Annotated in this window: 24 protein-coding genes; 9 read left to right on the top strand and 15 right to left on the bottom strand. The window is 71.9% G+C overall.

What is annotated here, in order from left to right; all coding sequences use genetic code 11:
- Nucleotides 1-3: 3 nt before the first annotated feature.
- Nucleotides 4-1,161 carry a molecular chaperone DnaJ gene (dnaJ, locus tag J3P44_RS18385; RefSeq protein ID WP_255891914.1) on the bottom strand — a complete coding sequence of 386 codons (1,158 nt, stop codon included), beginning with the start codon at nucleotides 1,159-1,161 and terminating at the stop codon, nucleotides 4-6.
- Entirely contained in the window at nucleotides 1,158-2,180 is a 1,023-nt protein-coding gene (hrcA, locus tag J3P44_RS18380; RefSeq protein WP_255891913.1) for a heat-inducible transcriptional repressor HrcA, read from the bottom strand. The genes dnaJ and hrcA overlap by 4 nt, the downstream gene beginning before the upstream one ends.
- A gap of 92 nt (nucleotides 2,181-2,272) precedes the next feature.
- Here hrcA and J3P44_RS18375 point away from each other — a divergent pair, with 92 nt between their 5' ends.
- From J3P44_RS18375 to J3P44_RS18365, 3 genes are all read left to right on the top strand, one after another.
- Nucleotides 2,273-3,136 (top strand): MBL fold metallo-hydrolase, encoded by an 864-nt coding sequence (locus J3P44_RS18375; RefSeq protein ID WP_255891912.1) that lies wholly within the window; start codon nucleotides 2,273-2,275, stop codon nucleotides 3,134-3,136.
- Nucleotides 3,137-3,191: 55 nt separating this feature from the next.
- Nucleotides 3,192-3,614 carry a prolipoprotein diacylglyceryl transferase gene (locus J3P44_RS18370; RefSeq protein ID WP_255891911.1) on the top strand — a complete coding sequence of 141 codons (423 nt, stop codon included), beginning with the start codon at nucleotides 3,192-3,194 and terminating at the stop codon, nucleotides 3,612-3,614.
- 69 nt (nucleotides 3,615-3,683) lie between these two features.
- Nucleotides 3,684-4,529: a DUF3097 domain-containing protein gene (locus J3P44_RS18365; protein ID WP_255891910.1), complete on the top strand. Its 846-nt coding sequence runs from the start codon at nucleotides 3,684-3,686 to the stop codon at nucleotides 4,527-4,529.
- A gap of 27 nt (nucleotides 4,530-4,556) precedes the next feature.
- Here the strand turns inward: J3P44_RS18365 and hemW are convergent, their stop codons facing one another.
- The 4 genes from hemW to J3P44_RS18345 all read right to left on the bottom strand — a co-directional run bounded on the left by hemW (nucleotide 4,557) and on the right by J3P44_RS18345 (nucleotide 9,652).
- Complete coding sequence (gene hemW / locus J3P44_RS18360) at nucleotides 4,557-5,774, bottom strand: radical SAM family heme chaperone HemW (protein WP_255891909.1); 1,218 nt, start codon at nucleotides 5,772-5,774, stop codon at nucleotides 4,557-4,559.
- A gap of 54 nt (nucleotides 5,775-5,828) precedes the next feature.
- A complete protein-coding gene (locus tag J3P44_RS18355) occupies nucleotides 5,829-6,620 on the bottom strand; it encodes an intradiol ring-cleavage dioxygenase (protein ID WP_255891908.1) in 792 nt (263 codons plus the stop codon).
- 139 nt (nucleotides 6,621-6,759) lie between these two features.
- Nucleotides 6,760-8,580 carry an AMP-dependent synthetase/ligase gene (locus J3P44_RS18350; protein WP_255891907.1) on the bottom strand — a complete coding sequence of 607 codons (1,821 nt, stop codon included), beginning with the start codon at nucleotides 8,578-8,580 and terminating at the stop codon, nucleotides 6,760-6,762.
- A gap of 136 nt (nucleotides 8,581-8,716) precedes the next feature.
- Complete coding sequence (locus tag J3P44_RS18345) at nucleotides 8,717-9,652, bottom strand: aminoglycoside phosphotransferase family protein (RefSeq protein WP_255891906.1); 936 nt, start codon at nucleotides 9,650-9,652, stop codon at nucleotides 8,717-8,719.
- A gap of 110 nt (nucleotides 9,653-9,762) precedes the next feature.
- Between J3P44_RS18345 and J3P44_RS18340 the strand changes: the two genes are divergently transcribed.
- Together J3P44_RS18340 and J3P44_RS18335 are read left to right on the top strand one after the other, a co-directional pair.
- On the top strand, nucleotides 9,763-10,209 hold the full coding sequence (locus J3P44_RS18340) for an XdhC family protein (RefSeq protein WP_255891905.1): 447 nt from the start codon (nucleotides 9,763-9,765) through the stop codon (nucleotides 10,207-10,209).
- Between the two features lies 1 nt (nucleotide 10,210).
- Entirely contained in the window at nucleotides 10,211-11,323 is a 1,113-nt protein-coding gene (locus tag J3P44_RS18335) for a winged helix DNA-binding domain-containing protein (protein WP_255891904.1), read from the top strand.
- A 23-nt stretch (nucleotides 11,324-11,346) separates the two neighbouring features.
- On the opposite strand, the gene J3P44_RS18330 is transcribed toward J3P44_RS18335, so the two are convergent.
- Both J3P44_RS18330 and lepA read right to left on the bottom strand, forming a co-directional pair.
- On the bottom strand, nucleotides 11,347-11,844 hold the full coding sequence (locus tag J3P44_RS18330; RefSeq protein ID WP_255891903.1) for a HutD/Ves family protein: 498 nt from the start codon (nucleotides 11,842-11,844) through the stop codon (nucleotides 11,347-11,349).
- A 40-nt stretch (nucleotides 11,845-11,884) separates the two neighbouring features.
- Complete coding sequence (gene lepA / locus J3P44_RS18325) at nucleotides 11,885-13,759, bottom strand: translation elongation factor 4 (protein WP_255891902.1); 1,875 nt, start codon at nucleotides 13,757-13,759, stop codon at nucleotides 11,885-11,887.
- A gap of 114 nt (nucleotides 13,760-13,873) precedes the next feature.
- Here lepA and J3P44_RS18320 point away from each other — a divergent pair, with 114 nt between their 5' ends.
- On the top strand, nucleotides 13,874-14,803 hold the full coding sequence (locus tag J3P44_RS18320; protein WP_255891901.1) for a DMT family transporter: 930 nt from the start codon (nucleotides 13,874-13,876) through the stop codon (nucleotides 14,801-14,803).
- Here J3P44_RS18320 and J3P44_RS18315 read toward each other — a convergent pair.
- Both J3P44_RS18315 and J3P44_RS18310 read right to left on the bottom strand, forming a co-directional pair.
- Nucleotides 14,782-15,309: a GNAT family N-acetyltransferase gene (locus J3P44_RS18315; protein WP_255891900.1), complete on the bottom strand. Its 528-nt coding sequence runs from the start codon at nucleotides 15,307-15,309 to the stop codon at nucleotides 14,782-14,784. The genes J3P44_RS18320 and J3P44_RS18315 overlap by 22 nt on opposite strands.
- Nucleotides 15,310-15,362: 53 nt before the next feature.
- Nucleotides 15,363-16,160, bottom strand: coding sequence for a maleylpyruvate isomerase family mycothiol-dependent enzyme (locus tag J3P44_RS18310; protein WP_255891899.1), 798 nt, complete (start codon nucleotides 16,158-16,160; stop codon nucleotides 15,363-15,365).
- Between the two features lie 97 nt (nucleotides 16,161-16,257).
- Between J3P44_RS18310 and J3P44_RS18305 the strand changes: the two genes are divergently transcribed.
- The 3 genes from J3P44_RS18305 (at nucleotide 16,258) to rpsT (ending at nucleotide 18,572) form a co-directional block, all read left to right on the top strand.
- Nucleotides 16,258-17,217, top strand: a complete 960-nt coding sequence (locus tag J3P44_RS18305) for a phosphotransferase family protein (protein WP_255891898.1) — start codon at nucleotides 16,258-16,260, stop codon at nucleotides 17,215-17,217.
- Entirely contained in the window at nucleotides 17,214-18,176 is a 963-nt protein-coding gene (locus tag J3P44_RS18300; protein ID WP_255891897.1) for an aminoglycoside phosphotransferase family protein, read from the top strand. Before J3P44_RS18305 ends, J3P44_RS18300 begins: the two co-directional genes overlap by 4 nt.
- Before the next feature lie 135 nt (nucleotides 18,177-18,311).
- Nucleotides 18,312-18,572 carry a 30S ribosomal protein S20 gene (rpsT, locus tag J3P44_RS18295; protein ID WP_255891896.1) on the top strand — a complete coding sequence of 87 codons (261 nt, stop codon included), beginning with the start codon at nucleotides 18,312-18,314 and terminating at the stop codon, nucleotides 18,570-18,572.
- Between the two features lie 70 nt (nucleotides 18,573-18,642).
- Here rpsT and holA read toward each other — a convergent pair whose 3' ends face one another.
- From holA to leuS, 5 genes are all read right to left on the bottom strand, one after another.
- The gene (gene holA / locus J3P44_RS18290; protein WP_255891895.1) at nucleotides 18,643-19,629 is read right to left on the bottom strand and encodes a DNA polymerase III subunit delta; all 987 of its coding nucleotides are present in this window, start codon (nucleotides 19,627-19,629) and stop codon (nucleotides 18,643-18,645) included.
- Nucleotides 19,630-19,641: 12 nt separating this feature from the next.
- Complete coding sequence (locus J3P44_RS18285; RefSeq protein WP_255891894.1) at nucleotides 19,642-21,906, bottom strand: ComEC/Rec2 family competence protein; 2,265 nt, start codon at nucleotides 21,904-21,906, stop codon at nucleotides 19,642-19,644.
- A 1-nt stretch (nucleotide 21,907) separates the two neighbouring features.
- Entirely contained in the window at nucleotides 21,908-22,711 is an 804-nt protein-coding gene (locus J3P44_RS18280) for a ComEA family DNA-binding protein (RefSeq protein ID WP_255891893.1), read from the bottom strand.
- 74 nt (nucleotides 22,712-22,785) lie between these two features.
- Nucleotides 22,786-23,649, bottom strand: coding sequence for a DegV family protein (locus tag J3P44_RS18275; RefSeq protein WP_255891892.1), 864 nt, complete (start codon nucleotides 23,647-23,649; stop codon nucleotides 22,786-22,788).
- 28 nt (nucleotides 23,650-23,677) lie between these two features.
- Complete coding sequence (gene leuS / locus J3P44_RS18270; RefSeq protein WP_255891891.1) at nucleotides 23,678-26,185, bottom strand: leucine--tRNA ligase; 2,508 nt, start codon at nucleotides 26,183-26,185, stop codon at nucleotides 23,678-23,680.
- Nucleotides 26,186-26,223 lie beyond the last annotated feature (38 nt).

Raw genomic sequence — 26,223 nt, 5'->3', positions numbered from 1 at the left:
CGCTCAGCCCTGGAAGGCGTCGCGCAGCCGGCCGAACATCGACTTGTGCGGGGCCTCGACCTGACCGTCCGGAGTCTCCTCGCCGCGGATCGCCGCCAGCTCGCGCAGCAGCTCCTCCTGGCGCGCGTCGAGACGGGTCGGGGTGTCGACCGAGATGCTCACGATCAGGTCGCCGCGACCACCGCGCAGGCTCGGCACACCGAAGCCCCGGATGACCTGCTCGGTGCCGGACTGGGTGCCGGGCCGGACCTCGAGCTCGAACGTCGCCGTCTCGGAGTCGCTGGAGGCCACGTCGGCCTCGAGCAGCGGCAACGTCAGCTGGGTGCCGAGCGCGGCAGCGGTCATCGGCAGGGAGATGGTCGTGTGCAGGTCGTTGCCGTGGCGGGTGAAGGTCTTGTGGGGCTCGACGTGGATCTCGACGTAGAGGTCTCCCGCCGGACCGCCGCCGGGGCCGACCTCGCCCTGGCCGGTGAGCTGGACCCGGGTGCCGTGGTCGACTCCCGCCGGGATCTTCACCGTGAGCGTGCGGCGCGAGCGCACCCGCCCGTCGCCGGAGCACTCCCGGCACGGGTCGGGGATGATCGAGCCGTAGCCGCGGCACGCCGCACAGGGACGCAGGGTGCGGATCTCACCGAGGAACGACCGCTGCACGACAGCGACCTCGCCCTGGCCGTGGCAGGTCTCGCAGGTGATCGGCGAGGTCCCGGGCGCGGTGCCCTTGCCCTCACAGGCTCCGCAGGTCAACGCCGTGTCGACCTTGATCTCGCGGGTCACCCCGAAGGCCGCCTCCGCCAGGGTGACGTCGAGCCGGATCAGGGCGTCCTGGCCGCGCCGCGCCCGCGATCGCGGGCCACGCGTCCCGGCACCGCCGGCCGCACCGCCGCCGAAGAAGGCGTCCATGATGTCGGTGAAGGAGAACCCCTGGCCGGCACCGCCGAAGCCCTGGCTGAACGCGTCGCCGCCACGGTCGTACGCCGCCCGCTTGCCGGGGTCGCTCAGCACCTCGTAGGCGCGCGAGACGTCCTTGAACCGCTCCTGCGTCGCCTCGTCCGGGTTGACGTCGGGGTGGAGCTGACGGGCGAGCTTGCGGTAGGCCTTCTTGATCTCGTCGGCGCTCGCGTCACGGGAGACGCCGAGGATCTCGTAGGGGTCCTGAGTCACTGGTTTCCTTCATCGAGGATCCGGGAGACGTAGCGCGCGACGGCGCGCACGGCTGCCATGGATCCGGGGTAGTCCATGCGGGTCGGTCCGACCACGCCCAGGGAGCCGAGGTGGAACTGCTGCGGGCCGTAGCCGGTGGTCACCACGCTGGTCGCGGCGAGCTCGGAGTAGGGGCCTTCGTGGCCGATGCGGACAGTCACAGCGTCACTGCCCGACTCCCCCAGCAGCTTGAGCAGCACCACGTGCTCCTCCAGTGCCTCCAGGAGAGGGCGTACGGCTGTGTCGAAGTCGCCGTAGCGGGCCAGGTTGGCGGTGCCGCTCACCGCGACGCGCTCGTCGCTGCGGTGGTCGGACATGGCCTCCGTGAGCACGCTGGCCACGGCGCGGGCGGGCGCCGCCTGCTCGGGACGTACGGCGTCGGGCAGGTCGACCAGCCCGGCCGCGGCCGCCGCGATCTGCACGCCGGCGCTCGCCTGGTTGACCGCGGCCCGGATCTCGGCGAGGTCGGTGTCGGTGATCGGCTCGTCCAGCTCGACGAGGCGCTGCTCGACCCGGCCGCTGCTGAGGATCAGGATCACCATCACGCGGGTCGGTGTCAGCGCGACGAGCTCGACGTGGCGCACGGTCGAGTGGGAGAGCGTGGGGTATTGCACGATCGCGACCTGGTGGGTCAGCTGGCTGAGCAGCCGCACCGACTTCTGCACCACGTCGTCCACGTCGACGGCACCGTCGAGAAGGGTCGCGATCGCCCGGCGCTCGGCCGCGCTCATCGGCTTGAGCGTGGCGAGCTTGTCGACGAAGAGGCGGTAGCCCTTGTCGGTCGGGATCCGGCCGGCGCTGGTGTGGGGCTGGTGGATGTAGCCCTCCTCCTCCAGCACCGCCATGTCGTTGCGGACGGTCGCCGGCGACACGCCGAGACCGTGCCTCTCGACCAGCGCCTTGGAGCCCACGGGCTCCTCGGTGGCGACGTAGTCCTCGACGATCGCGCGCAGCACGTCGAGCTTGCGGTCGTCGACCACGGCGGCCCTCCTCGCTGGACTCGATCTGGCTTGGGATTGGCACTCGTTCACACTGAGTGCCAAGACTACTAGGAGTCCGTAGGCTCGCGGACATGCCCGACCTCACCCCACGCTTCCAGGAGGTGGCGCCGCGGGTCTGGGTGGCCCACTACGACTGGATGCACGTCAACATCACCCTCATCGGCGGCTCCGACGGCCTGCTCATGGTCGACACCCACGGGTCGGCCGCGCAGGCGCGCGTCGTCGCCGACGACGTACGACGACTCGGTGCGGGACCGCTGACGGGCCTGGTCAACACCCACGAGCACTGGGACCACCACTTCGGCAACGCCACGATGGTGGAGCAGTTCGGCGACGTGCCGATCCACGCGACCGAGTGGGCGCGCGACCACATCGAGGAGTCGGCCGGCCGCACCTTCGAGAGCTACGGCCAGCAGCCCGACCACCCGCGGCGCGAGGAGATCCTCGCCACGACGCTCCATCTGCCCACCCACACCTTCTCCTCCGCGGTGCAGCTCGACCTGGGCGACCGGGCCGTCGAGCTCATCCACCCGGGACGTGGGCACACCGCCGGCGACCTCGTCGTCCGCATCCCCGACGCCGACGTGGTCCTGGGCGGTGACCTGGTCGAGGAGTCCGACCCGCCCTTCATCGGCGACGACTCCTGGCCCCTGGAGTGGCCCACCACCCTCGACCTCGTGATCGGGCTGATGACCGACGCCACCGTCGTGGTGCCGGGGCACGGGCAGGTGGTCGACAAGGACTTCGTCCAGGACCAGCGCATCGAGCTCGGGGTGATCGCCGAGACCATCCGCGACCTCGCCTCGCGCGGCGTGCCCCAGTCGCAGGCCCTGGCCCAGGGCGAGTGGCCGTGGGACCCCGAGCGCCTCGAGAGCGCCGTACGGCTGGGCTACGAGCACCTCCCGCGCAGCCAGAAGCGCCTGCCGCTCATCTGACCCCACACCCCGAGGGGGCTGGACGGGCATCGCCGAGCCTCGGTAGGACTGGAGGATGAGCGAGAACAGCGAGCCCCAGACCGATCCCGCCTCCTCCACCGAGACCCCGCAAGCCTCCAGCGGAACGAGCCCGGCCGACTCCGACCACTCCGGCGACACCACCTCGCCGGACTCCGAGCGGATCGGCGGCATCTCCGACGACCAGCTGCCCGAGGACCTCCAGCCCAGCGAGGACAACCCGCTCGCCCAGCCCCTCGACCCGGACGACGAGTCCACCAAGGACCGGGACGAGCTCGAGATGGACGCCACCCAGGAGGGCCTGGGCAACGACGACGGCGCGAGCCAGGCTCCTGACCAGGAGGGCGACGCCGCGACCGGTGGCGGCGCGGGCCAGGCCACCAAGGAGCCCGACGCCGGCACCGAGGACACCTCGGCCGCCGGGAGCCCCGCCGACAGCCCCACCGAGGCGCCGGACTGATCCGTCACGATCGGGTCGCGACCGGCGTGCCACCCGGGCTTGCCGACCGCGGCGACCTACGGTGAGTCGGTGCCTCTCGATCGCTACGGAACCGACGTCCTCTCCACCGACTGGCGCAAGCCGGCCAACGGCCGCGCCGTCGAGGTCCCCACCGAGCTCGGCATGGTCGTCGAGGAGGTCACCGCCGACTGGGTCGGCGAGGTGGTGGCGGTCGACCGCGACATCGACACGCTGACCCTGGAGGACCGGCGTGGCAAGCGGCGTACGTTCCCGCTCGGCCCGGGCTTCCTGCTCGAGGGCAAGCCGGTGATCCTCACCCGCCCGGTGCGCGGCGGCGCCCCGGCGGCCCCCGCGCGTACGGCGTCGGGATCGGTGGCGGTCAAGGGCGCGCGTGCGCGCGTGGCCCGGGCGAGCCGGATCTTCGTCGAGGGGCGCCACGACGCCGAGCTGGTCGAGAAGGTCTGGGGCGACGACCTGCGCATCGAGGGTGTGGTTGTGGAGTTCCTCGGCGGAGTCGACGACCTCGCCGACCACCTCCGCGACTTCAAGCCCGGCCCGCAGCGCCGCGTCGGAGTCCTGGTCGACCACCTGGTGCCGGGGTCCAAGGAGGCGCGCATCGCCCAGGGCATCGCCCGCTCCCCCATAGGCAAGCACGTCCTCGTCGTCGGCCACCCCTTCATCGACATCTGGCAGGCCGTGAAGCCCGACCGCCTCGGCATCCCCCGGTGGCCCCACGTCCCCAAGGGCATCGACTGGAAGACCGGCACCTGCCAGCAGCTCGGCTGGCCGCACCGCGACCAGGCCGACATCGCCCGCGCCTGGAAGCACGTCCTCGGCCGGGTGACGTCGTACGCCGACCTCGAGCCCGCCCTGCTGGGCCGGGTCGAGGAGCTGATCGACTTCACCACGGGCTGACATCTGCGCCGAAGCGAAGCGGAGGCGCTAGTCAGTGAGGTCGCGGACCACGGCGTCGGCGAGGAGGCGGCCGCGCAGGGTGAGGACGAGTCGCTCGGCCGCCAGCTCGACCAGGCCGTCGGCGACGAGCCGGGCGACCTGGGAGCGCCCCGCGGCGTCGAGCGCCGTCACCGGCAGGCCCTCCACCAGGCGGATCTCGAGCAGGATCCGCTCGATCCTCTGGTCACGGAACCCCAGCACCTCGCGGGCCAGGGCCGGTGACACGCCACGGCCCAGCCGTTCGGCGTACGCAGCGGGGTGCTTGACGTTCCACCAGCGCACGCCACCGACGTGGGAGTGCGCGCCGGGGCCCACGCCCCACCAGTGGCCGCCGGTCCAGTAGAGCAGGTTGTGCCGGCACCAGTGATCGGGCGAGGTGGCCCAGTTGGACACCTCGTACCACTGCATCCCCGCGGCGGCGAAGCGTTCGTCGGCGAGGTGGTACTTGTCGGCGAGGTCGTCCTCGTCGGGCATCGGCAGCTCTCCGCGGGCCACCTGCCTGCCCATCGCGGTGCCGTCCTCGACGATGAGCGAGTAGGCGGAGATGTGGTCGGGCTCGCAGGCGAGGGCGGTCTCGACGGAGGTCTCCCAGTCCGCGATCGACTCCCCCGGCGTGCCGTAGATCAGGTCGAGGCTGACGTCGTCGAAGCCGGCCGAGCGCGCCCAGTCGACGGCAGCGGGGACACGCATGGGGTCGTGGGTGCGGTCCAGCGTGCGCAGGACGTGGTCGACCGCCGACTGCATCCCGAAGCTGATCCGGTTGAAGCCGGCAGTGCGCAGCTCCTCCAGGTCCCAGGCCGCGACGCTGTCGGGATTGGCCTCGGTCGTGATCTCGACACCGTCGGCCAGGCCGAACTCAGCGGCCGCGCTGGCCACGACGGCTCCCAGGTCGGCGGGCTTCAGCAACGTCGGCGTACCTCCGCCGAAGAAGATCGTCTCGATCTGCACGTCGCGGTGGCCGAGCACCTGACGCGCGAAGCGGATCTCGCGGATCGCCGCCTCGGCGTACGACGACCGGCTGGCGCCGACCTCGTCGCCGAGCTCGTGGGCGGTGTAGGTGTTGAAGTCGCAGTAGCCGCAGCGCACGCTGCAGAAGGGCACGTGGACATAGAGGCCGAAGGGCTTGCTACCGAACTCGGCCCACGCCTCGTCGGGCAGCAGGCCGTCCTCGGGAGCGACGTCTCCGTCGGGTTGCGCGGGGGGCACGCGGGTATCCAACCACGCGCGCCCGCCGGCGCCGCGCACCCACTGACCGGCCGGTCAGATGGGCACGTTGAGCGTGGCGGTGTAGCCGTCGGTGACCGAGCCCTTCGTCGTCGCCATCTGGAGGGAGTAGCCGTCGCTGAAGATGCCGTCGGAGTCCAGGCTGACCTGCGCGAGGTTGGAGAGCGACGACTCGTAGCCCGACGTGGCGTAGACCGTCTCGCAGACGTCCTGGTCGAAGGCCAGCTGGGAGGTGCGGAGCTTGTTGGAGGCGCTGGTCGCCGTGTCGAGGGACTCGTAGACCTCGAAGTGCACGTGCGGCCAGCGACCGGCGTAGCAGCCCGGGAAGATCGTGGTGAACTCCACCCAGCCGTCGGCGTCGGCCTCCTGCACGCCGCGCAAGTAGTTCTCGTCGGCCGCGGCGCCGTCGTACATCGAGTAGGCGCCGTCGCGGTCGCAGTGCCAGGCATAGATCGCCGCGCCGGCCATCACCTCGACCTCGTCGCCGGTGAGGTCGTAGACCTTGAAGCGCAGGGCGAGGGGTACGCCGTCGGCGACGCCGGAGGCCGAGCCGAAGCTGGTCGTGATGTCGCTGCGGACGACGCCGCTCTCGGTGAGCAGGTTGGGTCCGTTGGACCCGTCGCCGGGAAAGGGACCTGCCGTCTCCTCGGGGATCTCGCGCCCGGAGTCGTCGGCGCACCCCGCGACGGCGACGACGGACAGGCCGCCGAGCACGCCGAGAACGCCACGCCGGCCCATGCGGCGTGAGAGGCCACGCCGCTCCAGGGTCCCGAGGTCGTGCTGGAGGCCCAGGTCGTGCTCGTGCTCGGGGTCGTGGTGTGCGGTCATGTGTGTGCTCCTGGAGGCTGCGAAGCGGCTGCCGAACGGCTCGACAACGGCGAATGGGTGCCAGTGGTCTCCCACTGACACCCATTCGACCGTGTCTGGCTGTGCGCCTCCTGTGAGGAGGCTGGCGCCCGGACCTGGACTAGGCGTACATCTCGTCGATCACGGCCCGGTGGTTGTCCTGGACGACGTTGCGCTTGACCTTCATCGAGGGGGTGAGCTCGCCCGACTCGACCGTGAGGTCGTGGTCGAGGAGCTTCCACTTCTTGATGGTCTCCCAGCGGTTGAGGTGGCTGTTGAGCTCCTCGACGTAGTCGCCGACCATCTTCTGCGCCTGCTCGGACTGCACGATCTCGGTGTAGGACGCGCCGCCCATGCCGTTCGCCTCGGCCCAGCCCGCCATCGCATCCGGGTCGAGCGTGACGAGTGCGACGCAGTAGTTGCGCTCCTCGCCGAAGACCATGAACTGGCTGGCGTAGGGGCAGACAGCCTTGAACTTCGACTCGATCGCCGGCGGGGCGATGTACTTGCCGCCGGAGGTCTTGAAGAGCTCCTTGATGCGGCCCGTGATGACCAGGTGGCCGTCCTCGTCGAGGGCGCCCTTGTCACCGGTGTGCAGCCAGCCGTCCTGGGTCAGCGTCTTGGCGGTCTCCTCGGGGAGGTTGTGGTAGCCGTCCATCACGCCGGGACCCTTGATCATGATCTCGTCGTTGTCCCCGAGCTTGACCTCGCTGCCCGGGAAGACCGGACCCACCGTGCCGAACTTGTTCTGGTCGGGGTGGTTGACGAAGGAGCCCGCCGAGGTCTCGGTCAGGCCGTAGCCCTCGAGGATCGTGATGCCGGCCGCGCCGAACCACTCGGCGATGTCGCGGTTGAGCGCCGCGGCACCGGAGATGAAGAAGCGGACGTTTCCACCGAAGCGGTCGCGGATCTTGGTGAAGACCAGCTTGTCGAACAGGCCGTGCTGGACCTTGAGTCCCAGCGGGACCGACTTGCCCTCGCGCTTGAGCCGCTCGACCTGGAGGCCGACCTCGAACGCCTTCTTGAAGAGCTTCTCCTTGGCACCGCCCTCGGCGGCCTGCATGGTGACGATGCGGCCGTGAGCCTTCTCGAAGATGCGCGGCGCGGCACCCATGAAGGTCGGCTTGACGACCCCCAGGTTGTCGACGATCTTCTCCACCCGGCCGTCGATGGCGGCGGCGAACCCGCACGCCATCTGGGTCGACATCAGCACCTTGCCGAACGAGTGCGCCATCGGCAGCCAGCGGAACTCCAGGTCGTCGGGACCGAGGATGCCCTGCGCGCGGATCGCCTCGCCCTCGTAGACCCACGAGGAGTGACGCAGCCGCACGCCCTTGGGCCGGCCGGTGGTGCCGGACGTGTAGATCAGCGTGGCGAGCTGGTCGGGCTTGATCGTCTCCGACGTGGTGCGCACGATGTCGGGCTGCTCGGCGAGCTTCTCGGCACCCAGTGCGGCCAGGTCGTCGAGGGTGATGACCCAGTCGCCGTCGGCCTTGCCGTCGAACGTCACGACCTTGCTGACATGGGGCAGCTCGGCACGGTGCGCGGTGAGCTTGGCGAGCTGCACGTCGTCCTCGGCGAAGACCACGCGGCTCTCGGAGTCACCGAGGATGTACGTCGTGTCCTCGGCGTTGGTGCTCGGGTAGACCGTCGTCGTCGCACCCGCCGCGCACATGATGGCCAGGTCGGCCAGGATCCACTCGTAGCGCGTGCCCGAGGCGATGCCGACGCGCTGCTCGGGCTGGATGCCCAGCGCGATCAGGCCCGCGGCGAGCGCCTCGACCCTGTCCCCCGCCTGCTTCCACGTGACCGACTCCCACGCCTCCCCGCGCGGGAAGCGGAAGGCCTCGGCGTCGGGGGTCGCGGTGACGCGGTCGAAGAACTGGACGGCCACGTTGGCGGGCATCGTGTCGATGAAGGACGTGTCGATAGTGATCGCCATCTGTTACCTACTCATTCGTCGGAGCGTGACGCCGTGCGTCACACAGCGGGGCGTGCTGCTGACTGGGTTGTAACCTAGATCACTGGGTTTACCGAGCGGTAGCAAAAGCGGCATTTGTCTCGCCCGAGTCCGCAAACTAGTCCTGCACGGCCTTCGTGATCGCGATGCACCGGGTGACCCAGTCCTGCTCGTCTCCCGACAGCTTGCGACCGGCCCGCCGGGCGTCCTGCACCGTCCAGCCGGCGTTGATGACCATCCGCACGACCATCCAGTCGCGGGCTCGCTCCTCGTCGAACCCCGCCGTGTCGACGAGGGCGTGGAAGCGCCGGCGCAGGCCGTCGCGCACCGACCCGACCGCACCCGGTGCGCTGAGCTCGTCCATCCGGTTCCACAGCATCGGCGCGAGCTCGTAGTGGGGGTCGCCGCTCATCGGCTTGGGGTCGATGGCCAGCCACTCACCGGACGGGTCGGCCATCACGTTGAAGTAGTGGAGGTCACCGTGCACCACCACCTGTCCCCCGCCTCCGTCCGCGAGCAGGTCGCGTCCGGTCGCCAGCGCCTGCTCGACGTAGCGCCGAGGGATCGGGAGGTCGCGGCCCAGGTCGGCCAGCTCGCCCAGCCAGCGCTCGACGTACGAGGACACGGTGGCCAGCTGCGGCAGGGCAGGGACGTGGAGCCTGCGGTAGAGGCCGGCGACCACCTCGCAGGCCTCGACGTCCCAGGCGTCGCCCAGGTCGGGGCCGGGCAGCCAGGCCAGCAGCAGCGCCCGCCGGTGCGGGTCCGCCCGCTGGAGGCGTACGGCGCCTCGCCCACCCCAGTGCTGCAGGACCAGTCCCTCGTGCAGCGACTCCTCGTCGCCGTCGAAGCTCACCTTGAGCGCACCCGGAGACCCGTCGGCGTCCACGACCGGCACCACCAGCGAGCAGAAGCCGTGGAGCGCGACGGCGACGGGCACCAGGCGCCACTCGGCGAGCAGTTCCTCGGTGAGGCGGGGCAGCCGGTCCAGCCAGAGCGCCCAGTCCTCGCCCAGCTCCCGCTGGGACAGCAGTGCCGGCGGGATGGTGACGGGCATGCGGCGAGCCTAGGGTGGCCGGCATGAGCGAGCGTCAGCGAGCTCATCGACAAGAACAGCGCGACATGTGCCTCATGCGCGCACGGAGCGAAGCGAGTACGCGTATGAGCATGCGTCAGCAGCCGTGGTCGGACGCCCAGGCGGAGCACGGACGGATCCTGGTCCTCAGCGACAACCCGATCTCCCAGGCCATCGCCTCGATCGCGACCGCTGCCGGCCGCGACGTGCTCGTCGAGGCGGTCGACGACGGCGGCGAAGGACTCGAGCCACGGGCCGGGGACGCCGTGGTCCTCTGCGACCACGACGCCCCGGACGCGCCGCGCGTGCTCCGCGCCGCGTTGGCCTCGGAGGCCGCCTACGTCGCGATGATGGCCAGTCGGCGCCGTGCCGCGGGACTCCTTGACGAGCTCGTCGCCGAGGGCGTCGACGTGACCCGGCTGCACGTGCCGGCGGGACACGACCTGGGAGGCAAGGGGCCGGGCGAGATCGCCCTCTCCGTGGTCGCCGAGATCGTCGCCGAGTCCTACGGCCGCCCCGGCGGCCCCATGCGGGGCTGACATGGCCTGTTCCTGGGAGGACCTGGCCGGCGCCGCCCTGGCCCGCCAGTTCCCCGACGACACGGGTGCACCGGATGGCGCCGTGGACGCCGCCGCGGCCGTGCACGCCATCGGCGACATGCAGACCCAGACGGCTCGCTCGGCGTTCATCGGCCTCGGCGCCCGCTTTCCCGGCATCACCCACGAGGCCGTCAGCGCGGCGTACGCCGCCGGGACCGTCGTGCGGGGCAGCACCATCCGCGGCACCGTCCACACGGCGAGCCCGGCGAACTACACCGTGCTCGCCGAGGCCACGCGAGTCGGCCAGCACCCCCGCTGGGCGCGGATGATGGCGATCACCGACGACCAGATCGCCGACCTCTGGGTCTCCATCGAGGAGTTCGCCCGGGAGTGGCGGACCCCGGACGAGCTGCGCGAGCACCTTTCGGAGTGGCTGGAGAAGAACGGCTCGTCGCAGGCGCAGGCAGCGGCCCGGACCGGCCCGGGGCGCTACTTCGCGTTCGCACACGGCGCCCTGGTGCGGCGTCCCGCGTCCGGCGACCGCTGGGAGGGGCAGGGCAAGCCCGTCTACGGCACGTTCGACCGGACCGGTCCGGCCTCGCTCACGGACGTCGTGCGGCTCCACCTCGCCGCGCACGGCCCCTCGTCGCGCCAGGACATCGCCTGGTGGGCCGGGCTCTCTCTCGGTTCGGTGGACGAGGGACTGGCCGGTCTCGACGTGCGCGAGGACGAGGGCCCCGACGGGCGTACGTACCTCGACCTGCCGTCGGCACCGGCGCCGCGAGACCTGCCGGGAGTCCGGCTGCTCCCGGAGTTCGACGCTCTCCTGTGCGGCTACGACCCCAAGGCGCGCGAGCGCTTCGTGACACCCGAGCACCACCGGCGGCTCTGGAACGACTCCAACGGCATGCTGCTGCCGCCGCTGCTCGTGGACGGCAGGATCAGCGGCTTCTGGCGTGCCACGGGCACCGCTCGGCGCAGGCCGCTCGAGGTGGTCTGGTTCGCCCGTACGCGTCGCCCCCGCAAGGCCGAGCTCGACGAGCCGGTCGCCGCGCTGGAGGCGGCTCTGGGCATCGACGTCACCGAGGTCACCTTCACGAGGGAGCAGGTGTAGCGCGCGCTCTCCTCCGGGGGAGGTCAGTGGCGTTGCAGCGTGATCACAGCGACGGTGCAGCGTCCGGACAGCGCGCCGCGGCCGGTGACGAGGCAGCCGGAGTCGCTGCCCTGCATGACGTACGCCGCCTGGTCCTCGGCCAGCGGCACGGCCGAGGACCTGCCCAGCTCTAGCACGGTCACGAACGGCGACACGACCTGCGGGTCGACGACCACGTTGAGGACGCGTACGGCGCCCTCGGGGACCGACGCCACGACCACGGCGTCGCCGGAGAAGGCGAAGGGACGGTGCGGCTCCACCACGTGGGCCTCGCCGTCGACCTCCAGGTCGAGCACGGGGCCCTCGACCAGGGTCAGGAGCCGGTGCCGACCGGGGAACGCGGAGAAGGGTCCGTCGGCGCCTATGTCGGCCAGGCTGATCCGCCACGCCCCGTCGTCGTCGCGCAACAGCTCACGCGTGGTGCCACCGCCGTTGGCCCACGGCTGCGGCACGACCTCGTCGCTGCGGACGATCGGAGCCATCGATCTCCTGGCCTACTTCCTCTGGCCTACTTCCTCGGGCCTACTTCTTGCCGGCCTTCTCGGTCGGCTGGGTGGTGGACAGAGCGGCGATGAAGGCCTCGGGCGGGACCTCCACGGTGCCGATGTTCTTCATCCGCTTCTTGCCGGCCTTCTGCTTCTCGAGGAGCTTGCGCTTGCGGGAGATGTCACCGCCGTAGCACTTGGCGAGCACGTCCTTGCGGATGGCGCGGATGTTCTCGCGGGCGATGACCCGGGCGCCGATGGCGGCCTGGATCGGCACCTCGAACTGCTGGCGCGGGATGAGGTCCTTGAGCTTGCCGGCCATCATCACGCCGTAGCCGTAGGCCGCGTCCTTGTGCACGATCGCCGAGAACGCGTCCACCGGCTCGCCCTGCAGCAGGATGTCGACCTTGACCAGGTCGGCGGCCTGCTCGCCGGAGCGCTCGTAGTCGAGCGAGGCGTAGCCCTTGGTGCGCGACTTGAGCTGGTCGAAGAAGTCGAAGACGATCTCGCCCATCGGCAGCGTGTAGCGCATCTCGACGCGATCCTCGGAGAGGTAGTCCATCCCCTGCAGGTTGCCGCGCTTGGTCTGGCAGAGCTCCATGATCGTGCCGATGTAGTCGCTGGGGCTGAGGATCGTGGCCTTGACGACCGGCTCGTGGACCTCGGCGATCTTTCCCTCGGGGTACTCGCTGGGGTTGGTCACCACCTGCTTGGAGCCGTCCTCCATCACCACCTCGTAGACCACGTTGGGCGCGGTGGAGATGAGGTCGAGGTCGAACTCGCGCTCGAGCCGGTCACGGGTGATCTCCATGTGGAGCAGGCCGAGGAAGCCGATCCGGAAGCCGAAACCGAGGGCGCCGGAGGTCTCCGGCTCGAAGGTGAGGGCGGCGTCGTTGAGCTGCAGCCGCTCGAGGGCGTCGCGCAGGGTCGGATAGTCGTCGCCGTCGATCGGGTAGAGGCCTGAGTAGACCATCGGGTTGGGGTGCTTGTAGCCGCCGAGAGCCTTCGTCGCACCGTGGTGCTGGCTCGTGACGGTGTCACCCACCCGGGACTGGCGGACGTCCTTCACCCCGGTGATGAGGTAGCCGACCTCGCCGACGCCCAGGTCGGCCGCCTTGACGGGCTCCGGGCTGATCACGCCGACCTCGAGCATCTCGTGGACCGCGCCGGTCGACATCATCTTGATCCGGTCGCGGTGGGTGAGCTTGCCGTCGATGACGCGGACGTAGGTGACGACTCCGCGGTAGGTGTCGTAGACGGAGTCGAAGATCAGGGCGCGCGGGGGTGCGTCGGCGTCGCCGACAGGCGGTGGGGTCTGCAGCACGATCTCGTTGAGGAGGCCGGCCACGCCGACCCCCGTCTTGGCGCTCACCCGCAGCACGTCCTCCGGCTCGCAGCCGACCAGGCCCGCCAGCTCCGCGGCGTACTTGTCGACCATCGCGCCCGGCAGGTCGATCTTGTTGAGCACCGGGATGATGTGGAGGTCGGCGCCCATCGCGAGGTAGAGGTTGGCCAGCGTCTGCGCCTCGATGCCCTGAGCGGCGTCGACCAGCAGGACCGCGGCCTCGCACGCCTCGAGCGAGCGGGACACCTCGTAGGTGAAGTCGACGTGGCCGGGGGTGTCGATCATGTTGAGGACGTACGTCCCGGGCTCGGCACCCTCGTCGTTGTCGGCCGGCACCGTCCACGGCATCCGGACCGCCTGCGACTTGATCGTGATCCCGCGCTCGCGCTCGATGTCCATCCGGTCGAGGTACTGCGCACGCGCCGCACGCTCGTCGACCACCCCGGTCAGCTGGAGCATCCGGTCGGCCAGCGTCGACTTGCCGTGGTCGATGTGCGCGATGATGCAGAAGTTGCGGATGATCGACGGGTCGGTCGAGCCAGGCTTGGGCGCGTTCTTGAGGCTCACGGACTGCTTTCGGGAGTACGACGACGGGGTCGGGTCATTCTTCCACGCGGGCGATGGCGGGCCGAACCGGCGACGGCGGGGCAGTCAGACATCCGCGGACGCTAGCGTGCCGGGGTGACGTCCCAGCTCGGATCTGCGAGACATCTCCCGCTGGTGCCGGCGGCCGCCTTCGTGCTGGTGTGGTCGTCGGGCTACATCTCGGGACCGGCCGCGGTCCATGCCGCCGCGCCGTTCTCGGTGCTGGCGTGGCGGTTCGTCATCGCCGCCCTCCTCGCCGCCGGCCTGGCGCTGGCGCTGCGCCGCCCGACGCGGATGGACCGCACCACCCTGCGTCGGGTGGCGGCGGTCGGCCTGGTGATGAACGCCGTGCAGTTCGGCCTGATGTACGTCGCCTTCGACCTCGGGCTCGGCGCGACCCTGGCGTCGCTGTTCCACGCCCTCAGCCCGGTGCTGACCGCCCTGCTCGCGGCCGCTCTCCTCGGCGAGCGGGTCTCGCCGGTCCAGGTGGTCGGCTTCGTCGTCGGCGTCGTGGGCGTGCTCCTCGTGCTGGGCGCGGACCTCGGCCACGCCGGCGGCCCAGTCGCGGTGCTGGTCGGAGGCCTCAGCATGCTCACCCTCAGCCTCGGCACCCTGGGCCAGCGGTGGATCGGGGCACGTCCCGACCTCCTCTGGTCGGCAGCGGTCCAGTTCGCGGTGTCGGCGCCTCCGCTGCTGGTGCTCGGGTGGCTGAGCGAGGGCACGTGGCCGGTCACTGACGCTCGGCAGGCCCTCGTCGCCGTCCTGTTCCTCGCGGTCGTGAACTCGATCGTCGGTCTCATGCTGCTGGCGCTGCTCGTGCTGCGTGGCGGCTCCGGAGCCGCGGCCAGCCTGTTCTTCCTCAGCCCTCCGGTCACGGCCGTGCTCGCGTGGGTGGTCCTCGACGAGACGTTGTCGGTCACCCAGCTCGTCGGACTGGTCGTCGCGGTGGTCGGCGTCGGTGCGGCCACCCGCACCCGCGCTGCTCCCGTCGCGGAACCTCGCGCTCAGGAGGTCGGGACCCAGTAGCGGCGCTTGATCCCGCGTACGTCCTCCAGCACGCCGCCGGCGGCCTCGATCACGCGCACGGAGCCGAGGTTGTCCTCGTCGCAGGTGACCAGGGCCGGGTCGATCCCGAGGTCTCGCGCCCACGGCAGCGCCTGTTGCAGCATGGCCGTGGCGTGGCCCTCGCGGCGGCGCGTGGGGCGTACGTCGTAGCCGATGTGGCCACCGACGTCGAGGAGGAAGTCGGTGAGGCGGTGCCGGATGGCGATCCGGCCGAGGTAGTCCTCGCCGTCGACCCACCACAGCGTCGTGCAGGGGACGTGCCACTCGGGGCGGGGGCTGTCCTCCTCCGCGTCCGCCCTGACCGCCTCGACGAACGCCGCGAAGGCCGTCGGGTCGTGCCAGCCGGGAGCGTGCGCGTCGATCCAGGCCGCGGTCTGGGAGAACTCGGCGCCCTCGGCGACGAACTCGTCCATCGCCTCCAGGAACGAGTGACGGACACGTGTCGTGGGGAGGACGAGCTCAGGCACGCGCCCATCCTGCCGCCCCCGGGGCGCGGCGCGCAGCCGGGTTTCGCCTCGTCTCAGAACACCACGCGTGCCGCGCGCAGCCGGTCAGCGAGGGCAGCGTCCCCGTCGGTCACCAGGACGCACTCGTCGCTGCGCCCGGACAGGAGCCGCATCAGGGCCACGGCGTCCTCGACGACGACTGCGACGGGCTCGCCCGCCCCCACCACCCAGCGGCCCGGAGCCCGACCGGTGAGCTCGAGCGTGAACGCCGGCCCGGTCCACTCCAGGTCGAGGTCGCGGACCACCTGCGCCACCACCTCGCCCTCGGCCCGCGAGCTCGGCATCTCCACCACCGTCGCGCGCTGCAGGTCGACCCGGTGGAGCCAGACGTCACGCAGGTAGATCACGTCGAGCACGTAGGCGAGCGTGCTCCCGGGCCGCAGGCCGGCGAAGGGAGGCATCGGGAGCCGGCGCAGGAGCGCCGGCTGGCGGCGCCGGCCGTCCGGTGCCCCCGCGGCCCACCGACGCAGGTCAGCAGCCAGCTCCGCGTCGGAGAGGCCGGCGCGGTCGGCGATCTGGACCGCGCACAGCGCGTCTGCCATCGCCTCGCGACGTCGTACGCCGTTGAGCGCGGCGGCCTGGTGCCGCAGCAGGACTCGGAGGCGGCAGGCCTCTTCGGCGGCGCCGGCGAGGTGGGCCACCATCTCGCGCACCCGCCACTCGGTGCAGTCGGTGGGCAGGTCCCAGTGCGGAGCCTCGAACGCGTCGACCATGGCGAGCAGGGCGTCGTACTCGGCGACGGCCAGGTCACGCGCCGTGTCGGGGTCCGTCTGCGGCAGCTGTGCGGCGCGAGGGATGGACGCAGTGCTCATGGCGCAGACGATCCACCGTGCCGGGGAAGCGGTCAATGCCCGTCGACCCTCCGATATCGGGTCGTGGCGGACGCGCGACGTGGGGAAGGATGCCGCCATGTCCCGCCCGCGCGTCGCGCCCTACCCCGTCCCGCACGACCGGACCGCCCGCCGGCTGGAGTGGGCGTTCCTCCCGCCGCACCTGCGGGCCTACATCGAGCGCCGGTGCGGCTCCCCCGTCCGCTCGGCCATCTCGCAGACGAGCGGCTTCACACCCGGGTTCGCCTCCGTGCTGGTGTGCGAGGACGGCTCGCGCCACTTCGTGAAGGCGGCCTCGGTCAAGGCGCAGCGGATGTTCGCCGAGTCCTACCGCGAGGAGGCCCGCAAGCTCGCGGCGCTGCCCGCGTCCGTCCCGGCACCCCGGCTGCTGTGGCACCTCGACGACGACTGGGTGGTCCTCGGCATCGAGTACGTCGCCGCCCGCACGCCCCGACGCCCCTGGCAGCAGGACGACCTCGACGCGCTGCTGGACTCGCTGGAGGTCGCCGCCGACGCGCTGACCCCGCCCCCGCCCGGGCTCGACCTCGACACCGCCGAGGCCGACTTCGCACCCCTCCTGGAGGGCTGGCCGACGATCCACGCGACGCGCACCGACCTCGATCCGGGCCATCTCGCGGAGGCGGAGGCGCTGGCCCGCCGCTTCAGCGAGGTGGTCGGAGGCGAGACGCTGACGCACACCGACATCCGGTCCGACAACGTGCTGATCGACCCCGACGGCCGCGCCCTGGTCTGCGACTGGAACTGGCCGGTGCGTGCCGCCGCGTGGTTCGACTCCTTCGCCGCCCTGATCGGGCCACGGGGCGAGGGGATCGACGTGGACCGCGTCATCGCCGAGCGCCGCCTGCTGTGCGACGTCGACGCGGAGGCCTTCGACATCAACCTCGCGCTCTACGTCGGCTACTTCTTCTCCCAGGCCGAGCAGCCGGTGCCGCCGACGTCCCCCCACCTGCGCGACCACCAGCGCTGGCAGGGCGACGTCTGCTGGGACTGGCTCGCCGAGCGCCGGGGATGGGCGTGACCGCTCCGCGCGCGGTCGGCGTCCGCCTGCCGTACGACGGCGTGCCGCCGCCGGTGCGCGCGTGGGTGGAGCGCACGCTCGGCTCGCCGGTCGTCGACGTCGCCGAGCAGGTCGGCGGCATGTCGCCGGGCTGTGCCACGAGGCTGACGTGCGCCGACGGGACGAAGGCGTTCGTCAAGGCGGTCGGCGCCGCGCTCAACCCCGACACCCCCGCCCTGTTCCGCCGCGAGATCGGCGTGCTCGAGCACCTCGGCGAGCACGAACTGTGGGCACGGCTGCTGGCGTCGTACGACGACGGCGACTGGGTGGCCCTCCTGATCGAGGACGTCGAGGAGCGCCACCCCGACTTCACGGACGACGCCGAGCTCGGGGCCGTCCTCGAGGGGACCGACCGGCTCTCCGAGGTCCTGCAGCAGCGTGACGTGCCCGCGGACGTGCCGCTGGTCGACCTGCGGTCCGTCTTCCGGACGTGGGCGGACTCCCTCAGCACCCTCGCCGACGCGCCCGCCGAGGCTCCTGTGCCCGAGTGGCTACGGGACGACCCCCACGGCTGGGCCGAGACGCTGCGCGAGCACGCCGGTCGACCGATGTGCCACGTCGCCCACTGGGACATCCGGGTCGACAACCTGCTGCGTCGCCCGGGCGGCCAGATCGTGTTCGTCGACTGGGGAGCCGCGGCCCGCGGCCCCGCGTGGGCGGACCCCCTCCTGGCGCGGCTGGAGCGCATGGACGAGCCCTGGTTCGACGAGTCGATCGCGTCCTCCCCCGCGCTCACCGCAGCGGGGGACGACGTCGTGACGGCGTTCCTCGCCGGCATCGGTGCCCACCTGGCCGTACGCTCGGTGACGGCCGTGGACGTCAACCTCCCGACGCTCAACGATTTCCGGATCCGCCAGTCGCGGCGCATGCTGGACGCGGTCTCACGGCGCACGGGTCGGCCACCCACAGCGGGAGCATGACGGATTTGGGCGCGAGCGACGCCTGCCGGTAGTGTTTCTCCCTGCATGTCCGGCGCCTCGCCCTCACCAGGGTTGCCAGGCAGCCGACAGCACCAGACTTCTCATCCGTCCAGCTCCAGCATCGAGGATTCACACGTGGCGAACATCAAGTCCCAGATCAAGCGCAACAAGCAGAACGAGGTGCGCCGTCAGCGCAACCAGGCCGTCAAGTCGCGCCTGAAGACCGCCGTTCGCAAGTTCCGCGAGCTGGCCGACGCCGGCGACAAGGACGCCGCCGTAGCCGCCGGTCGCGACGCCATGAAGGCGCTCGACAAGGCCGCCTCGAAGGGTGTCATCCACGGCAACCAGGCCGCCAACCGCAAGTCGTCGATCGCCAAGAAGGCCGCCTCGCTCTGACGCGTCCCTTCCAGCAAGCACCCGCCCTCGTGGCGGGTGTTTCGCATTTCCCACCCGAGTCGGAGTCGGGTCAGCGGGAGTCGCGCAGCCCGGCGACCGTGAGCACCAGCCGCTCCAGGGTGTAGGACGCGTCGTGGGCCTGGCCCTTGATGTCGGCGTCAGCCACCGCGACCGCGCGGACCGCGGCGGCGATGCCCTCGGGGCTCCATGACCTGGACTGGTCGCGGACGGTCCGAACCTTCCACGGCGGGACGCCCAGATCGCGGGCCAGGTCGGCGTCGCGGGCGCCCCGCGGAGCACCGAGGTAGCGCGCGAGGCTCCGCGCGGAGGCCGCCATCGCCGAGGTCACCAGCACGGCGGCCGTGCCTGAGTCGAGCGCCCAGCGCAGCTCCTCCAGCGCCACCGCCCGCTTGCCCGCGAACGCGGCGTCGGCGACGGTGAACGACTTGGCTTCGGCGCGTCCGCCGAAGTAGCGCTGGACCTTCTCCACGGTGAGCTGCTCGCCGTGGAAGTCGTTGGTGAGCTGCTCGGCCGCGGCCGCAAGGGAGCGGAGATCGGTGCCCACGGCCTGCACGAGGAAGGTCGCGGCCTCGGGGTCGATCTTCGCGCCGTGGGAGGCGACCTCGGAGGTCACGAAGCCCGGCATGTCGCCGGCCCTGATCTCCTCCGACTTCACCTCGGTGACTGCCGCGAGCTTGCGCAGCTTGGTGAGCACTCCGCTGCCCTTGGGGCCACCGGAGTGGACCAGCACCAGCGCGACGTCCTCGGCAGGGGCCCCGCAGTAGTCGAGCAGCCCGTCCACGGACTCGTCGGGCAGGTCCTCCAGGCCACGGACGACCACGCAGCGGATCGAGGAGAACAGCGACGGGGCGGCCATCTCGCCGAGCGACGCGAGCGTGAGCTCGGAGGCGGCCGACTCGGCGAACTCGGAGTCCGGGTCGTGCGTGCGGACGGCGTCACGGACCGAGGCGACGGTCCGGGCGGAGAGGTATTCCTCCTTGCCCGTCACGAGGACGACGTGGCCGAGGACCTGTGCGGCTGAGGGGGTGCGTGCCATGGTGCGCCCAGCCTAGTCGCGGGTGACGACACCGACCTCGCCGTCGCGCACCACCACGACGACGTCGCCGGACACGTCCGTGCGCGACACCTGCGTGCCCGCCGCGGTCAGCGCCGCCACGATCTCGGGCGCCGGGTGGCCGTAGTCGTTCGCCTCCCCCACCGACACCACCGCCAGCCGGGCACCGAGCGAGGTCAGCCAGTCGAGGTCCTGGCGCCGGCTCCCGTGGTGGGGGACCTTCAGCACGTCGACCCGCAACCCGGCCAGGTCACGCGCCAGCGCCGCCTGGGCAGACGGCTCCACGTCGCCGGTCAGCAGGATCCGCACGCCCGCCACCTCCGCGACCAGAACCACGCTGGCGTTGTTGGGCGCACTCTCGCCGGCGTCGCCCGCGGTGTCCCCGGGACGCGGCCACACGGTCTGCAGGGTCACCTCGCCCACCGTCCGCGTCATGCCGTACGCCGCCAGGCCGGGCTCGCGCCCCAACGAGGTCACCGCTCGCACGCCCGTCGCGGGCTCGAGCAGCGACGTGCCCTCGATCTCCCCGACCTCGCGCCCCTCCAACACGCCGTCGACCCCGCCGACGTGGTCGGCGTGGAAGTGCGTGAGCACCAGCAGCGGCACAGAGCGGACCTCCAGCCGGTCGAGGCAGGCGTCCATCGCGGTCGGCTCGGGACCGGCGTCCACCACCACCGCCGCGTGCTCCCCTGCCCGGATGACGAGCCCGTCACCCTGGCCCACGTCGCAGGCGGCCAGCACCCAGCCGTCGGGCGGCCATCCCGGGGTCGGCGGACGTACGAGCATCACCACGGCGAGGAGCCCGGTGCAGGCGAGCGCCGAGCCGGGCCGGCGGAGCAGCCGTGGCGCGAGCGGCACGGCGGCCAGGCACGCCAGCGTGAGCGCGAGGAGCGGGACCGGGCCGGTCCCCCAGTCCACGGCTGCGGTCGGGACGTCGGCTCCCGACCGGGCCACGGCGATGATCCACCCCGCCGACCAGGCCGCCGGTGCCGCGACCACCGTCCCGAGCGGTGCCCACACCAGTCCGAGGAGGCCACCGGCCAGGCCCAGCACCGTGGCCGGCGCGACCGCTGGGGCGGCCAGCAGGTTGGCACCGACCGCCACCAGGCTCACCTGTCCCGAGAGCGCCGCGACCACCGGCGTACAGGCGACCTGGGCCGCCAGTGGCACCGAGACCGCCTCGGCCACCCACCGGGGAGCCCAGCGCATCAGTGCGTCACGCCAGACGGGCGCCAGCAGCAGGATCCCGGCGGTCGCCAGCACCGACAGGGCGAACCCGGCCGTCACCGCGAGCCGGGGCCAGACCAGCAGCAGACCGAGGACCGCCACCCCGAGCCCGCGAGTGCCTCGCGAGCGGCCGTTGCGACCCATCCCGACGAGCGCGACCGTGCCCATCGCGGCCGCCCGTACGACGCTGGGCTCGGCCCGGGCGGTGATGACGAAGCCGACGATCCCGACCGCGGCGAGCGCGTGCAGCCACCGTCCGCGGACCCCGAGCCAGCGGCCCAGGATCAGCAGGAACCCCACCACGAGGGTCAGGTTGGTGCCGCTGACGGCGAGCAGGTGGGTGAGTCCAGTGGTGCGGAAGTCGTCGGCGAGCTCGGGATCGAGGCCACCGTCGTCGCCCACCACCAGCGCCGGGACGAGCTCGCGGGCGTCGGCATCCCGGCCGGCGACCGCGGCGCGCACCGACCGGCGTACGGCCGCGGCCGCGTCCCACCACACGTCCGGTTCGCCGAGCACCCGCGGGTCACCGGTGGGGCGGACCAGTGCCGCCACGTCGTCGTCACCAGGAACCAGGCGGGCGGTGGTCTCGATCGCGGTGCCCAGCGGCAGACGCGGCCAGTCCGCGTCCGCCATCACCACGACGGGCGCGTCCAGCGACCAGGCACGGCCGCGCCCCTCGACCCGAGATGCCCGGGCCCGCACGACCTGCAGGTCGCCGTACTGCCCGGTGACGGTGCGTACGTCGGACGTGAGCTCGAGGCGCAGGGTCACCACGGCGCCCTCGTCGGCCAGGCCCGACAGCGGCGAGGAGGCGACGAGGGTCTGCTGGAGGGCCGCGACACCCGCGACGGCGGCGAGCGCGGCCACAGGGCCGAGCCAGCCGGCGGCCAAGCGGCGGCGCAGCACGCCGGCGCCGACGAGCACCGTGACCACGCACGTCGAGCCCAACGCCACGCGGCCGGGGAGCACCAGCACGATGAGGGCCCCCACCCACGCACCCGCGCCGAGGGCGAGCGCGCGCAGGTCGGGCACGTCAGAGCGTCACGAGCGGAGCGAGGTCGGCGAGGGTGGCCTCACCGATGCCGTCGACCTCCAGGAGCTCGTCGACGGCGGTGAACCCGCCGTTGTCGGTGCGCCACGCCAGGATCGACTCCGCCGTCACGGGTCCCACCCCCGGCAGCGTCTCCAGCGTGGCCTGGTCGGCAGTGTTGAGGTTGACCAGCGACTCACCGGCGGACGGGGCGCCGAGGCTGCCGGCCACGCCCGCGACCGGCTCGACGCCGACGAGGATCTGCTCCCCGTCCAGGACCGGCCGGGCGAGGTTCAGCGAGGTCAGGTCGACGCCGCGGCGCGCTCCCCCGGCCGCCTTCAGGGCGTCGATGACCCGCGAGCCGGCAGGCAGCACGGCGATGCCGGGTCGGCGCACCTTGCCGGCGACGTCGACGACCAGGTCGGCCGTGGGGTCGTCCGACGTCTCGGTCGTGGGACTGACCGGGACCAGGGGCGAGGTCGCCGGGCTCAGCGGCGTCGCCGGGAGCGCCTCGGCCTGGTCGCGCACCGCCCACCACGCAGCCAACCCCACCGCCGCCGCGGCCACGACCGCGACGACGGCCAGGTGGATCGGGCCGAGCTGGAGGCCACCGATCCGCAGCCGTCGCGACGCGTGCCTCCCGGGCACCGGCAGCACGACCGGCGGCGGAGCATCCCCACGATCGCGCACCCGGGTGTGGGTGGACGTGTCCGGCTCTCCGCGGACCGCGGCCAGCTCGGCGCTCAGGCTCGCCAGCCGCCGCGACACCGCCTCGGCGTGCTCGGAGGACGACTGGGATCGGCGCATGCCTCCACGCTAGGAACCGCGCAGACCCGCCGGTAGCCACCTCGGGCGATCTGTGGAGAGAGGTCAGCCGGGACTCATGAGGTGGGTCGCGGCGCCACGCACACCGCCACCATCCCGGGCCCGACGTGGGCACCGAGGACCGCTCCGAGCTCGCCGCACATGACCTCGCGGCCCTCCAGTCCGTCGGCCAGCCGCTCGGTGAGGGTCGCCGCCAGCTCGTCGGCCCGGTCGGCGTTGGCGAGGTGCGAGACGCAGACGTCGACGGGGCTCTCCCCCGCCGCCTCGACCGCCAGGTCGGCCAGCCGGGCGAGGGCACGCGACGCCGTACGGACCCGCTCCCGCGGCGCCACCTTGCCGTCCTTGATCTCCAGCAGCGGCTTCACCGAGAGGGCGCTGCCGAAGATCGCGGCGGCCGCACCGATCCGCCCGCCACGGCGGAGGTGCTCGAGGGTGTCGACGTAGAACAGCGACGTGGCCGCCTCCCCCCGCGCCAGCGCAGCCTTGGCAGCCTCCTCGCCGGTCCCTCCGGCGTCGAGCACGTCGGCCGCCGTCAGCGCGGCGTAGCCGGTCGCGATGCCGACCTGGCCGGAGTCGACCACGTGCACCGGCAGGTCGACCTCGAGCGCCGCCAGCTGGGCGGACTCGAAGGTGCCGCTCATCTCGCCGGAGAGGTGGATCGACACGATCTCCTCGACCCCCTCGGCCTCGAGTCCGCGATAGAGGTCGGCGAACAGCACCGGCGCCGGGCGCGAGGTGCTGACCGGCACGAAGTCGCGCAGCGCCTGGGCGACCACCTCGGGCGTGGCACCCTCGGGGCCTTCGTCGAGCACCTTGGCGCCGATGACGACCTGCAGCGGCACGACCCGGATCCCGCGTGCCTGCGTGATCTCAACGGGCAGGCTCGCGGTCGAGTCGGTGACCACCACGACGCGAGACATGCCGAGACCCTAGCGGCCCGCGGAAGCCTCAGACGACGATGTTCACCAGCTTGGGCGCGCGCACGATGACCTTGCGGACCGCCGCACCGTCGATGGCGCGCTGGACGCCCTCGTCGGCCATGGCCGCGGCCTCCAGGTCGGCCTCGGAGATGTCCGGGGCGACCTCCAGCCGCGCCCGCACCTTGCCCTTGACCTGCACGACCGCGGTGACGGTGTCCTCGACCAGCAGCGCCTCGTCGACGGCCGGCCAGCCGGCGCGGACGACGGTGGGCTGGTGGCCCAGCCGCTCCCACATCTCCTCGGCCGTGTAGGGCGCGACCAGCGACAGCAGGATCGCGACGGCCTCGGTAGCCTCCCGGACGGCGGGGTCGGCCGGGCCGCACCCCCCCTTCTCAGGAGGATTGTCGATGGCCTTGCGGGTCGCGTTGACCAGCTCCATCACCCGGGCGACCATCACGTTGAAGCGGTAGGCCTCGACCAGCCCGGCCGCGTCGTGGACCGTCCGCGCCGTCGTACGCCGCAGCGCCAGGTCACCGCCGGAGACATCGGCCCCGGGCGACGACGTGACGTCGCCCGACAGCCGCCAGGCTCGCTGCAGGAAGCGCAGTGACCCGTCCGGCGACATGTTGGCCCAGTCGATGTCGTCCTCCGGCGGACCGGCGAAGACCAGGGTCAGGCGCACCGCGTCCACACCGAAGGCACCAAGTTGGTCCCCCAGGTCGACGCCGTTGCCCAGGGACTTGCTCATCTTCTTGCCCTGGTTGATCACGAAGCCCTGGTTCAGCTGGGCGGACCACGGCTCGCGGAAGTCCACCAGGCCCATGTCGTTCAGGACCTTGGTGAAGAACCGGCCGTACAGCAGGTGCAGCACGGCGTGCTCGACGCCTCCGACGTACAGGTTGCTCGGCATCCAGGCGTTGACCTTGGCGCTGTCGAAGGCCTGGGTGTGGTCGTGGGGCGAGCAGTAGCGGAACATGTACCAGGACGAGTCGACGAAGGTGTCCATCGTGTCGGTGTCGCGGGTCGCCGGGCCCCCGCACGTCGGGCAGGACACGTTGACCCAGTCGGTCGCCGCGCCCAGCGGCGAGGTGCCCTTGGGCTTCAGATCGGCGCCGCGCAGGTCGGGCAGGGTGACCGGCAGCTGGTCGTCAGGGACCGGGACCTCGCCGTCGACCGGGCAGTGGATGATCGGGATCGGGGCGCCCCAGTAGCGCTGGCGGCTCAGCAGCCAGTCGCGCAGGCGGAAGTTGACCGTGCCGCGACCCAGCCCCTTGCGCTCCAGGTAGGCGATCGTCGTGGACTTGGCCTCGGCGACGCCCAGCCCGGACAGGTCGATCTCGTCGTTGGCGGAGTTGATCGCCGGACCGTCGCCGGTGAAGGCCTCGCCCTCCCAGTCCGACGGCGGCTGGACGGTGCGGACCACCGGCAGGTCGAACGCCTCGGCGAACTCCCAGTCACGCTGGTCCTGCCCAGGCACGGCCATGATGGCGCCGGTGCCGTAGTCGGCCAGCACGTAGTCGGCGGCGTAGACCGGGATCTGGTTGCCGGTCAGCGGGTTGGTCGCGTGCACGCCCAGGAAGACGCCGGTCTTGGGCCGGTCGGTGGACAGCCGGTTGATCTCGGTCTCCTTGCGGACCTCGACCAGGTAGTCCTCCAGCGCGGGCCGCTGCTCGTCGGTGACCAGCTCACCGGCCAGGGCAGCGTCGGCCGCGACCACCATGAACGTCGCACCGAACAGCGTGTCGGGCCGCGTCGTGTAGACGGTGACCGGCTCGTCCCGGCCCTCGACGGCGAAGTCGACGTGCGCGCCCTCGGACCGCCCGATCCAGTTGCGCTGTGCGGTGACCACGCGGTCCGGCCAGGTCTTCTCCAGCTCGTCCAGCCCGTCCAGCAGCTCCTGGGCGTAGTCGGTGATCTTGAAGTACCACTGGGTCAGCTCCTTCTTGGTCACCTCCGCCCCGCACCGGTCGCAGATCCCGCCGACGACCTGCTCGTTGGCCAGCACCGTCTGGTCCTGCGGGCACCAGTTGACCGCGGAGTTCTTCCGGTAGGCCAGGCCGCGCTCGTGGAACTTCAGGAACAGCCACTGGGTCCACCGGTAGTACTCCGGGTCGGAGGTGTTGAAGGTGCGCGACCAGTCGAACGACGCGGCGTACTTCTTGCACGACTCGATCGACTTGGCGATGTTGGCCCGCGTGTAGGTGTCGGGGTGCTCGTCGTTGCGGATCGCGGCGTTCTCCGCCGGCAGGCCGAAGGAGTCGAAGCCCATCGGGTTCAGCACCTCGTAGCCGCGCTGCCACCAGTAGCGCGCCACCACGTCGTGCAGCGCGAACACCTCAGCGTGACCCATGTGCAGGTCACCGCTGGGGTAGGGGAACATCGTCAGGGCGTAGCGCTTCTCGCGCGGGCTGTCGTCGTCGGCCCGGAAGGGCTGCAGGTCCTCCCACACGCCCTGCCACTTCGTCTCGGTGGCCGCGATGTCGTACGTCGCGCGCTCGCCGGCAGTCTCGTGCGCGGCTCCGGTGTCCTGGCTCATGGCGTGTCCTCTTGGTGCTGGGTGCAGGTCTGGCTGGG

Source organism: Nocardioides astragali (assembly GCF_024436375.1).
Taxonomy (GTDB): domain Bacteria; phylum Actinomycetota; class Actinomycetes; order Propionibacteriales; family Nocardioidaceae; genus Nocardioides; species Nocardioides astragali.
Note: the sequence above shows the minus strand (reverse complement) of the source record. Positions and strands in the feature narration are given on the sequence as shown.

What these genes read in the sequence shown, in the direction of transcription:
- J3P44_RS18345 (WP_255891906.1), bottom strand. Translation starts at nt 9,652, where the DNA reads ATGCCCGTCACCATCCCGCCGGCACTGCTGTCCCAGCGGGAGCTGGGC.
- J3P44_RS18375 (WP_255891912.1), top strand. Translation starts at nt 2,273, where the DNA reads ATGCCCGACCTCACCCCACGCTTCCAGGAGGTGGCGCCGCGGGTCTGG.
- J3P44_RS18330 (WP_255891903.1), bottom strand. Translation starts at nt 11,844, where the DNA reads ATGGCTCCGATCGTCCGCAGCGACGAGGTCGTGCCGCAGCCGTGGGCC.
- J3P44_RS18340 (WP_255891905.1), top strand. Translation starts at nt 9,763, where the DNA reads ATGCGTCAGCAGCCGTGGTCGGACGCCCAGGCGGAGCACGGACGGATC.
- J3P44_RS18355 (WP_255891908.1), bottom strand. Translation starts at nt 6,620, where the DNA reads ATGACCGCACACCACGACCCCGAGCACGAGCACGACCTGGGCCTCCAG.
- J3P44_RS18310 (WP_255891899.1), bottom strand. Translation starts at nt 16,160, where the DNA reads ATGAGCACTGCGTCCATCCCTCGCGCCGCACAGCTGCCGCAGACGGAC.
- J3P44_RS18275 (WP_255891892.1), bottom strand. Translation starts at nt 23,649, where the DNA reads ATGTCTCGCGTCGTGGTGGTCACCGACTCGACCGCGAGCCTGCCCGTT.
- J3P44_RS18280 (WP_255891893.1), bottom strand. Translation starts at nt 22,711, where the DNA reads ATGCGCCGATCCCAGTCGTCCTCCGAGCACGCCGAGGCGGTGTCGCGG.
- J3P44_RS18335 (WP_255891904.1), top strand. Translation starts at nt 10,211, where the DNA reads ATGGCCTGTTCCTGGGAGGACCTGGCCGGCGCCGCCCTGGCCCGCCAG.
- J3P44_RS18305 (WP_255891898.1), top strand. Translation starts at nt 16,258, where the DNA reads ATGTCCCGCCCGCGCGTCGCGCCCTACCCCGTCCCGCACGACCGGACC.
- J3P44_RS18370 (WP_255891911.1), top strand. Translation starts at nt 3,192, where the DNA reads ATGAGCGAGAACAGCGAGCCCCAGACCGATCCCGCCTCCTCCACCGAG.
- J3P44_RS18350 (WP_255891907.1), bottom strand. Translation starts at nt 8,580, where the DNA reads ATGGCGATCACTATCGACACGTCCTTCATCGACACGATGCCCGCCAAC.
- leuS (WP_255891891.1), bottom strand. Translation starts at nt 26,185, where the DNA reads ATGAGCCAGGACACCGGAGCCGCGCACGAGACTGCCGGCGAGCGCGCG.
- holA (WP_255891895.1), bottom strand. Translation starts at nt 19,629, where the DNA reads ATGGCACGCACCCCCTCAGCCGCACAGGTCCTCGGCCACGTCGTCCTC.